The sequence below is a fragment of the Vibrio sp. OPT18 genome, from assembly GCF_015163615.1.
Classification (GTDB): domain Bacteria; phylum Pseudomonadota; class Gammaproteobacteria; order Enterobacterales; family Vibrionaceae; genus Vibrio; species Vibrio coralliirubri.
The window spans coordinates 129,427-135,572 of the sequence record NZ_JADDYK010000088.1 but is presented as its reverse complement, the minus strand read 5'-3'; the positions used below and the strand labels follow the sequence as shown (position 1 = coordinate 135,572).

Here is a 6,146-nt window from a genome sequence, read left to right as displayed (position 1 = left end):
CTTCTCGTTTAAATTCGTCTGTATATTGTCTTTGTGATTTTACTTTCATGACACTCAATGCTCTGTATTAAGTGTCTACTTTTATGGGGTCACATCAGGGGTCACATCAGATGCGAATAGAACACCTACAGCTTCCAAGCGCAAACTGTCTCGAAACGAAGCCTCACCATATCTCAAGGGTGAAGCCCGTTCTTGTATCTTTCTTTAACCGTTGGTGCTCTCAAAGATTTTGTCCGCCGATGCTGCAACAAAACCGGTGTAAAGCTCACCGTTGGCCATCGCATAACGCTTAGCGAACTCATAGAAGCCGCCAGGAATCATCTCATTGCCTTCAACAAATGAAACTGGGACTTTGTCTGCCATTGTTGATGATTGCTCTAATAAGACCTCTGGAGAGCCTTTAACCTGACCGCCAGATGCATTGATCGTGAAGTCCGACTCGCTCAGGTAGTCATTCACCGTCTGCACTTCATCGAAGTTATTTAGCTGATTCACACTCACCGTAAAGTGGTTTGCACCATATCCATGAGCCGCTAGCCAAGACGCGTATTCGCTCTCTTTCGCTAGTACTTGAAAATCAGCGAAGCTCAAATCCCAAAGACGACCGCCAAACAAGAACTCATGACCTTGAAGCTTGCTTGCATCTACTTGCTCAACTAACTTAGCAACGATCTGTTGCAAATCACTAGAACACTCTTCGACCTTCAATTCACTAATGAACACTTTTGGCTGCTTCGGGTCTGGGTGCTCGTAGTGTTTAGCCACTAGCTTCTTACTCTCAAACAGGTAGTCGCCACACGCCTTGTAACCCAGATCAAGGAAAGGTTTAGCTAGTGTTTCAATACCGAGAGGGGCAACATTAAAAGTACGCAGTGCAATATGGTCGTTGATAAGCGCTTCATCTTCTTTCAGCAAATGATGCACTTTCTCAGCCGATGGACAAAGCCTGTGAATGTAATCGTCCCAAAGTGATTTAAAGAGTAGATCGGGCGTCATGGTGACTCCTTGTCAGAGGTTCTAGCAAGCTAGTAATTTGGATTAGAAAGGGAGAGGCTGAGACACAGAGTCAGCAGCCATCAGCCTGTGACATACTTTTTCTATTATTATCTACCGTCCAATCTAGGTGTCGGACGTGATGGAAAAGGGAAGCGATAACACCACTTCCCTATTTCAAGCTTAACGCATGAGCCTAAGACTCATTAGCCTAAATTAAAGCTCAATACCCGGGCTAAACGTTGCTGGAAGTTGAGTTTCGCCACCTTCCATTGAAGCCATAGGGTAAGCACAGTAGTCCGCTGCATAGTAAGCACTTGGGCGTAGGTTGCCCGAAGCACCCGGGCCACCAAATGGTGCATCACCACTTGCGCCTGTTAGCTGACGGTTACGGTTAACAATACCCGCACGGATATGGTCAACGAAGTATTCCCATTCAGAATCATCTGTTGATACTAAGCCGGCAGACAAACCAAAACGAGTGTCGTTAGCTAGCTCAACCGCTTGCTCTAGCGATTGGTAACGAACCACTTGTAGCAGTGGACCGAAGTACTCTTCATCAGGCAGTTCAGCAATGTTGGTTGCATCTATAATACCCGGAGAAACAAACGCAGCTTGACCCGCTTTTGCTTCTACTAGGCTGACACCGCCTAACGATTGAAGATTCGCTTGCGCGTCCAGAATGAACTTAGCCGCAGCTTCAGAGATCTGTGGGCCCATGAAAGGTGCTGGCTCAGCGAACGGCTGATCGACACGAATCTTCAAGGTAGCCGCAACGAGCTTATCCAGCAGTTGATCGCCCTTCTCTCCAACAGGCACATACAGGCGACGTGCACATGTACAACGTTGACCCGCACTGATGAAAGCCGATTGGATAATGGTATAAACCGTCGCGTCAGCATCACCAAATTGGTTACTGATCACCATAGGGTTGTTACCGCCCATCTCTAGTGCCAGCATCTTACCCGGTTGACCCGCGAATTGACGGTGAAGGATATGACCAGTATTCGCACTACCTGTGAATAGCACGCCATCAAGACCTTTAGCATCCGCCAAAGCGATACCTGTCTCTTTAGCGCCTTGCACTAGGTTGATTACACCAGCAGGAAGACCCGCTTCTTGCCATAGCTTCATCGCAAACTCACCCGTCCAAGGTGTCTGCTCTGAAGGCTTAAATACCACGGTATTACCCGATAGCAGTGCAGGAACAATATGACCGTTTGGTAGGTGACCTGGGAAGTTATAAGGACCAAATACCGCCATCACGCCTAATGGGCGATGACGCAGTACAACTTGGTTGCCCGCCGCTTCACGTGAAGCTTCACCAGTACGCTCGTGGTAAGCACGGATAGAAATAGCAATCTTGCCCGCCATTGCGCCCGCTTCAGTGCGAGTTTCCCAAATCGGTTTACCCGTCTCTTTTGCGATAATTTGCGCGATCTCTTCGCTGTTCTCTTTAACTTTCTCAGCAAAGTTCAACACAATCGCTTCACGCTCTGCAAAGCTCAGTTTTTTCCAAACCAAGAAGGCTTCACGAGCTGCTGCTACTGCAGATTCAACCTGTGCTGGTGTTGCGCTATCACCCTGCCACACTACTTCATTGTTGTATGGGCTTACTGATGTCATGGCGTCACCTTGACCTGCCACCCACTGTCCTGCTATCCACTGAGTCATACTTCTATCCTTAAAATCTTCGACAGATAATCGCCGCTCTTACTGAGCCAACATGCGAACGAATTCGCCTTCTTTTACTTCAAGAGCGCTTGCTACTTCAGATGATAAAATCACTGTGTCGCTTGCTTGGTCATACGCACCTTTCGCGGCTACTGCGCGGAAGTTCTCAAACGAGGTATTACCAATTAGGAAGTCTTTAGAGCTAGAGTGCTCTGCAATTTGAACCTGTGCTCGAATTGAATAACGCACAGATTCGATGTTTCTTAGATCACACTCAACCGTTGGGCCTGCATCAAAGATGTCGACATAACCACGGTTGGTGAAACCTTCACGTTCCAGCAACTTAAGTGCAGGACGCGTATTGTCATGTACCTCTCCGATCACCGCCTGAGCTTCTTTGCTCAGTAGATTCACGTAGATAGGTAGCTTAGGCATTAGGTCTGCAATAAAGCCTTTCTTACCAATACCGGTTAGGTAATCGGCAAGCGTAAAATCAATCGAGAAGAAGTGCTCTTGCAACCATTGCCAGAAAGGAGAGTTACCTTCTGCATCTGATACGCCACGCATCTCAGCAAAAATCGTTTTCGAGAAACGCTCTGGGTGCTCAGACATAATCAAGAAACGACACTTAGACATCAGACGACCATTCAATCCACCACGGAATGCCGGGCGCAAGAACAGTGTGCAGATCTCACTGCATCCGGTGTAGTTATTACCGAAAGTCAGCAGCTTCACGACGTTATTTACGCCAAGCTTCTGCGACGAGTGAACCACCTTGCTGATGTGGTAAGAGTAGAACGGGACATCCCAGCCGATTGAAGCTTCGATACCTGTCGTACCTGCAACCTCACCAGTTTCGGTATCAAAGCCAACCATTAGGTAGCCTTCATCACCGGGTTCAGTCACGTCTTGTTTGGTAAAGCTGTATTCAGAGTGAGTAATACGGTTAGTTAACAGTTCTTCGTTAACCGGAAGAGATGTGAATCCATGTCCTGACTCAACCGCGCAGGTATGCAGCGCATCGTAATCAGATAATTTTATTGGGCGAACAACTAGCATCAATATTCCCTCCAGATGCAAAATAGGCCCAAAACCAGAAGCTTGGGCCTTTAGCAGAACGTCATGGGATCGCTCTATTGGCGATCATTCCTATGACGCCGCTCAGGCTAAACTAGCGTAGCGATTGCTTTGTCTAGTTTTGATAAGCCTTCTTCAATTTCTTGTGTAGTAATAACCAGTGATGGCGTGAAACGAACCACGTTTGCACCCGCAACCAGTACCATCAAGCCTTGTTCGCCTGCTGCTACTAATACGTCACGTGCACGGCCTTGCCACTCTTCGTTAAGCGCAGCACCTAGTAGTAGGCCTTTACCACGAACTTCACTGAAGATTTGGTACTTATCGTTAATCTTAGTAAGACCATCACGGAACAATGCTTCACGCTCTTTCACGCCAGCTAATGTTTCAGGTTGGCTAACCACATCAACAACCGCTTCTGCAACAGCACACGCCAGTGGGTTACCACCGTAAGTAGAGCCGTGAGTACCAACTTTTAGATGTGTCGCCAGTTCAGAAGTCGTCAGCATTGCACCGATAGGGAAACCACCACCAAGTGATTTTGCAGTGCTCAAAATATCTGGTGTTACACCTAGACCTTGGTAAGCGTAAAAGTTACCAGTACGGCCATTACCCGTTTGCACTTCATCAAAGATAAGCAGTGCATTGTGTTTGTCACACAGCTCACGAACTGTGTTCACGAATTCAGAGGTTGGCGAGATGATACCGCCCTCGCCTTGCAGAGGTTCCATCATGATTGCACAAGTGCGATCAGAGATGTGCGCTTCTAGTGCTGCAATATCGTTGTAAGGCAGGTGAGTAACGTCGCCCGGTTTAGGACCGAAACCATCAGAGTAAGCTTCTTGACCACCTACCGTTACGGTAAAGAAAGTACGACCGTGGAAACCTTGTTTGAATGCAATGATTTCAGATTTCTCAGGACCGTGAACATCCGCCGCCCAACGACGAGCTAGCTTCAAAGCTGCTTCATTCGCTTCTGCGCCAGAGTTGGCAAAGAATACTTTTTCTGCAAAACATACGTCGGTTAGCTTCTTCGCTAGACGCAGTGCAGGTTCGTTGGTCATCACGTTACTTAGATGCCAAATCTTGTTTGCTTGCTCGGTAACAGCATTAACCATTGCTGGGTGACAGTGACCCAAACAGCTCACGGCGATACCACCAGCAAAGTCGATATACTCTCGGCCTTGTTGGTCCCAAACGCGTGCGCCTTCCCCTTTTACTGGGATCATTTCCATTGGGTTATAACAAGGCACCATCACCTCATTAAACAGACTACGTTCTACTTTATTTTCCACTGTCATCGTACATTCCTTCTCGATACCGCAAGCTTCGCAAATAAGCGTAATGGTTCATAAGTGAGACAAAGATATTTTGTCTCGCCATAATCCCGCTGCAGCATTATATTTACATTTAATTAACCTTTTCAATAGTAGATTATTCTTTAGCCATCCCTTACAACCAGCTAAACGTCACTACCTATGACTATTTATGCATCAATTAATCTGTTTTATGAAGCTTTTTTTACCTAAACGTATAACCAGCAACAGCAAAGCCTTACTGGCATTGCGGTATATTGGGTTCGAGACGAAATAACGCGAATAATTTTGCATAGGCTAAAAACTTAGCCTGAAGAGGGAGAAATGTTATAAAAAGTGATCGCCGTCAGAGGGATGAAGACGCGTAACGCCCGAATTTAAACGCTTAAAGGGTAATGGAATACGTTTAACTGGCTTATTTAGACGAAGAAAGGGGCAAGTTTAAACACTCAGCGTGCTAGGAAGTTAGCGAGAAGCTGGTGTCCTTGCTCTGTTTTAATCGATTCAGGGTGAAATTGGACGGCATCAATCGGCAAGGTTTTATGTTGATAACCCATGATCTCATCCATGCTGCCATCTTCAAATTCTGTCCAAGAGGTCAGCTCAAAACAGTCTGGTAATGTGCCGTTTTTCACCACTAAAGAGTGGTAACGAGTCACAGTCAGAGGGTTATTGAGACCTTGAAAAACGCTCTTACCGTTATGGCGGATCGGCGAGGTTTTACCGTGCATCACTTGTCTGGCTCTCACCACTTCACCACCAAAGACTTGAGCAATGGCTTGATGACCAAGACACACACCTAAGATCGGCAGCTTACCAACGAAGTGTTCAATCACCTGCAGCGAAATTCCCGCATCATCGGGCGTACATGGGCCCGGCGAGATAACAAGATGGCTAGGATTTAGCGCTTCGATGCCCGCAATATCAATCTCATCGTTGCGAACAACTTTTACAGTTACCCCTAACTCACAGAAATACTGATACAAGTTATAGGTAAAAGAGTCGTAGTTATCGATGATAAGTAACATGGGTCGAAATCGTAGTAGTACTGAAGAAAATAACAGGGTGTATTGTGCAGTAAGAGAT

General features: G+C 46.6%; 5 protein-coding genes. All 5 read right to left on the bottom strand.

From position 1 onward, the window contains the following. Positions 1–204: 204 nt before the first annotated feature. Positions 205–996 (bottom strand): DUF1338 domain-containing protein, encoded by a 792-nt coding sequence (locus tag IQQ51_RS23045; RefSeq protein WP_193842219.1) that lies wholly within the window; start codon positions 994–996, stop codon positions 205–207. 213 nt (positions 997–1,209) lie between these two features. After that, positions 1,210–2,667 carry a succinylglutamate-semialdehyde dehydrogenase gene (astD, locus tag IQQ51_RS23040; RefSeq protein ID WP_193842218.1) on the bottom strand — a complete coding sequence of 486 codons (1,458 nt, stop codon included), beginning with the start codon at positions 2,665–2,667 and terminating at the stop codon, positions 1,210–1,212. Between the two features lie 39 nt (positions 2,668–2,706). Further along, positions 2,707–3,726, bottom strand: a complete 1,020-nt coding sequence (gene astA, locus IQQ51_RS23035; RefSeq protein ID WP_193842217.1) for an arginine N-succinyltransferase — start codon at positions 3,724–3,726, stop codon at positions 2,707–2,709. 107 nt (positions 3,727–3,833) lie between these two features. Then, the gene (locus tag IQQ51_RS23030; RefSeq protein WP_048612356.1) at positions 3,834–5,045 is read right to left on the bottom strand and encodes an aspartate aminotransferase family protein; all 1,212 of its coding nucleotides are present in this window, start codon (positions 5,043–5,045) and stop codon (positions 3,834–3,836) included. 464 nt (positions 5,046–5,509) lie between these two features. Then, a complete protein-coding gene (locus tag IQQ51_RS23025; protein WP_009848915.1) occupies positions 5,510–6,088 on the bottom strand; it encodes an aminodeoxychorismate/anthranilate synthase component II in 579 nt (192 codons plus the stop codon). Positions 6,089–6,146 lie beyond the last annotated feature (58 nt).